The sequence below is a fragment of the Micromonospora sp. 4G55 genome, assembly GCF_016803375.1.
Map to the genome: position 1 here is coordinate 1 of NZ_JAEVHN010000589.1, position 3,817 is coordinate 3,817.

The window sequence follows — 3,817 nt, forward strand, 5'->3', positions numbered from 1 at the left end:
GCGCCGGGACACCTCGGCCGCCACCAGGTCCCCGAAGTACGCGTTGTCGGAAGAATTGGGCACCGGGTGGTCGCAGGCGTTGCCGCACCGGTACAGACAGGTCATCGCATCGCGGCTGCCGTGGCGGGTGGCGCCCAGCAACGGCAGCAGCCGGGGACGGTCGCTCATTTCACGAGCCTCCTGGAAGCAAGGTCGGTGGCACGCCGGATCATCCGATCGACGTGCGTACCGGCCGGAGGCTGCCAGGGCGCGGTGAGCGGTCGCCGGACTCGGCGTGAACCGGATGTGAACAGCGGTCGCAGGTGAACCGATCGGCGTGACGGCGCGTATCCACGGGCGAACGCATTCGCCGCACTCGCCGCGGAGAGCGAGGGGATCACCATCAGCGACCACGACGCCCAACTGCTGCGCGCGCTGCACGACGAGCACGCGGAGGCGCTGTACGCGCACGCGCTCCGACTGGTCAACGGCGACCGTACCCGGGCCGAGGACCTGGTGCAGGAGACCCTGCTGCGGGCCTGGCGCCACCCCGAGTCGCTCGACCCGCGGCGCGGCTCCGTCCGCGCCTGGCTCTTCACCACGGCGCGGAACCTGGCGATCGACGCCTGGCGGCGCCGGTCCACCCGGGTCGGTGAGGTGTTCACCGACGACCTGCCCGAGCCGCCGGAGGCGGTCGACGAAGCGGAGCGCGCGGTGGAGGCGTGGACCGTCGCCGAGGCCCTGAACCGGCTCAGCCCCACCCACCGGGAGGTCCTGGTCGAGTGCTTCTACCAGGGCCGTTCGGTGGCCGAGGCGGCCGCCCGGCTGGGGGTGCCACCGGGGACGGTCAAGTCCCGCACGCACTACGCGCTGCGCTCACTACGGTTGGTCCTGGCCGAGATGGGGGTGACCGGATGACCCGCTGCGAGTTCGCGCACGACGACGGCGCGTACGTGCTGGGCGCCCTCGCTCCCGCCGACCGCGCCGCCTACGAGCGGCACCTGGCCGGCTGCGCGGCGTGCCGGGAGGCGGTCGGCGAGATCGCCGTGCTGCCCGGGCTGCTCGGCCGGCTCGACCCGGCCGCGCTGGACGAGTTCCTGCCCCCGCCGCAGGAGCCGAACCGGGTGCCCGCGCTGCTCTCCGCCGCGCGGGAGCACCGGCGCCGGGAGCGATCCGGCGCGCGCCGACGGTACGCCCTGACCACGCTGGCCGCCGCCGCGCTCGCCCTGGTCGTGGGCGTCGGGGGCGCGGCCGTGCTGCGGCCTCCCACCCCGCCCGGGCCGACCGTCCAGGCGGTGCGGATGGTCGCCATGCAGCCGGTGGCGGCGAAGGCCCCGGTGCACGCCGAGATCGGGTTGACCGGCACCGACTGGGGCACCGAGGTCACCATGCGCTGCGGGTACGACGCGACCGCCGGCTACGGCAAGGCGTACACGTTCCGGCTGGTGGCGCACGGCCCGGACGGCGCCACGGAGCAGATCGGCTCGTGGCTGGCCGCGCCCGGCGACGAGGTACGCCTCAGCGGCGCGACCCGCTTCACCGACGCGGAGCTGGTCCGGCTGGAGCTGGTCCGCGCCGACGGCACCGCCGTGCTCGGCTACGACGTGCGCTGAGTTCCGGTCACCGCGTGCCGGCGGTGACCGGGATCGGGGTACGGGCGGCGGCCCGGGTGCGGCGGGTGTGCCGCACCGCGTCGACGGTGAAGACCATCAGCGCCACCCAGACCAGCGCGAAGCCGGCCAGTCGGGCCGGCGGCATCGGCTCGTGGAAGATCAGCACCCCGCAGCCGAGCTGGAGGATCGGCGCGAGGTACTGCAACATGCCCAGGCCGGACAGCGGAAGCCGGTTGGCCGCCCCGGCGAAGAGCAGCAGCGGAACGGCGGTGGCCGCACCGGCGAGCACCAGCAGCAGGGTGTGCCCGAGCGAGACGTGCCCGAAGGTCGACTCGCCGCGCCACGCCAGCCACCCCAGGTACGCCAGGGCGGGCAGCGCCAGCACCGCGGACTCGACGAAGAGCCCTTCCGCGGCGGGCAGCCCGAGCCGCTTCTTGACCAGGCCGTACCCGGCGAAGCTGAACGCGAGCGTCAACGCCAGGTACGGCAGCCGGCCGTAGTCGACGGTCAGCACCACGACGGCCGCCGCGCCGACGCCGAGCGCCGCCCACTGCGCCGGACGCAGCCGCTCGCGCAGCACGAACACGCCGAGCAGCACCACGACCAGCGGGTTGATGAAGTACCCCAGCGCCGTCTCCACCACCCGGTCGGAGTTGACCCCGTAGATGTAGGTGCCCCAGTTCACCGCGATCAGCGCGGCCGCGACGACGATGGCGGCCAGCGTCCGGGGCCGGCGGGCCAACGCGCGCAGGAAGCCGATGTTGCGCATCGCGGCCAGCAGCAGCGCCACGAAGACCACCGACCAGACGATCCGGTGGGCCAGGATCTCCACCGGTCCGGCCGGTCGCAGCAGCTTCAAATAGATCGGAAAGAAGCCCCAGAGCAGGTACGCGCCGAAGCCGTACAGGTAGCCGAGCCGGACTGGATTCACCCTTCCACCGTAAGGGGCGCGGCGGGCGGGTGTTCCTTTCCGGTGACCGGCTTCACCGGACGGTGGTCCCACTCCATCCAGCGGCCCGGCTCGACCGGGGCGAAGCCGACCTTCGCGTACACCCCGTGGGCGTCGTGGGTGGCCAGCAGGATCCGGCGCACCCCCAGCCCGGCCAGGTGGTCCCGGACGGCGGTGGCCAACCAGGTGCCCAGCCCGCGACCGCGCTCCGACGGCGCGACGTAGACGTCGCAGAGCCAGGCGAAGGTGGCCCGGTCCGTGATCACCCGGGCCACCGCCACCTGCTCGCCCCCGGCGTAGACGCCGTAGGGGATCGAGCCGGCGAACGAGGCCACCACCGTCTCCCGGCTCCGGCCGAGCGCCCAGTACGCGTCCGTGGAGAGCCAGCGGTGCACCCGGTCGAGGTCGATCCGGTCGGGATCGGTGCTGAGCAGGTAGCCGTCGTCGCGGGTCAGGGTGAACACCCCGGCCACGCTAGCCAAGACGCCCCCGGCCCGCGCGAGCCAATTCCCGACCACTGGCCGCCGTTCCCGCCCGGGCGTCGCGCCTGCGCGTCCCGCCCGGGCGCGCCGGGGTCAGTCGCGGTCGAGGATGGCGCCGAGGATCCAGGTCACGATGCTGACGAAGAGCGCGCCGAGCACCGCCTCGGGCCAGAAGCTGTCGACGTGGAACGGCAGCCCGGCCTCGCCGGCGATCCAGCTCGTCAACAGGAAGAGCAGGCCGTTGACCACCAGCGCGATCAGGCCGAGGGTCAGCAGGTAGAAGCCGCAGCCGACGGACTTGATGATCGGCTGGAGCACCGCGTTGACCACGCCGAAGATCACCGCCACCAGCAGCAGCGTGGTGACCGTCTCGACGGCCGAGTCGGAGTCCAGGGTGATGCCCGGGATGAGCAGCGTCGCCAGCCAGAAGGCGACCGCGGTGGAGCCCAGCCGGATCAGGAGGCCCTTCAGAAAACCCATGGCGGGGATCGTGCCACGCACGGTCCAGTCGGGGAACCCTCCGCGTACCCCCGGCTTCAGCGGCGGGCCGGCCGGCCGATCAGCTGCGACTCGATCGGGGTGGGCGAGAGCAGCGCCCAGCGCAGCGCCCGGCGGTTGACCACCGCCACCATGTCGTCCCGGATCCGGGTCAGCCACTCCGCCGACCCGCCGAGCCCGAGCGCCGCGCCGGCCAGCACCGCCTCCCGCTGGTCCAGCGGTTGTAGCACCGCCAGGTCGGCCCGCCCCAGGGTGTCCGCGTCGGCCGCGGTCAGCTCGTCCCGGACCACCAGGGT

5 protein-coding genes and 1 pseudogene are annotated in these 3,817 nt (G+C 73.6%); 2 read left to right on the forward strand and 4 right to left on the reverse strand.

Annotated features, from left to right (window positions below; translation table 11 throughout):
- Nucleotides 1-402: 402 nt before the first annotated feature.
- The gene (locus JNW89_RS30440) at nt 403-897 is read left to right on the forward strand and encodes a sigma-70 family RNA polymerase sigma factor (protein WP_088959261.1); all 495 of its coding nucleotides are present in this window, start codon (nt 403-405) and stop codon (nt 895-897) included.
- Complete coding sequence (locus JNW89_RS30445) at nt 894-1,592, forward strand: anti-sigma factor (RefSeq protein WP_238451701.1); 699 nt, start codon at nt 894-896, stop codon at nt 1,590-1,592. The genes JNW89_RS30440 and JNW89_RS30445 overlap by 4 nt, the downstream gene beginning before the upstream one ends.
- Before the next feature lie 7 nt (nt 1,593-1,599).
- On the opposite strand, the gene rarD is transcribed toward JNW89_RS30445, so the two are convergent.
- The 4 genes and pseudogenes from rarD to JNW89_RS30465 form a co-directional block, all read right to left on the reverse strand.
- A complete protein-coding gene (gene rarD, locus JNW89_RS30450) occupies nt 1,600-2,523 on the reverse strand; it encodes an EamA family transporter RarD (RefSeq protein ID WP_238451702.1) in 924 nt (307 codons plus the stop codon).
- Entirely contained in the window at nt 2,520-3,005 is a 486-nt protein-coding gene (locus tag JNW89_RS30455; RefSeq protein ID WP_238451703.1) for a GNAT family N-acetyltransferase, read from the reverse strand. The genes rarD and JNW89_RS30455 overlap by 4 nt, the downstream gene beginning before the upstream one ends.
- Nucleotides 3,006-3,116: 111 nt before the next feature.
- Entirely contained in the window at nt 3,117-3,503 is a 387-nt protein-coding gene (locus JNW89_RS30460) for a phage holin family protein (protein ID WP_088959258.1), read from the reverse strand.
- 56 nt (nt 3,504-3,559) lie between these two features.
- Nucleotides 3,560-3,817: pseudogene (locus tag JNW89_RS30465) on the reverse strand (type VII secretion protein EccE); the annotation flags it as partial.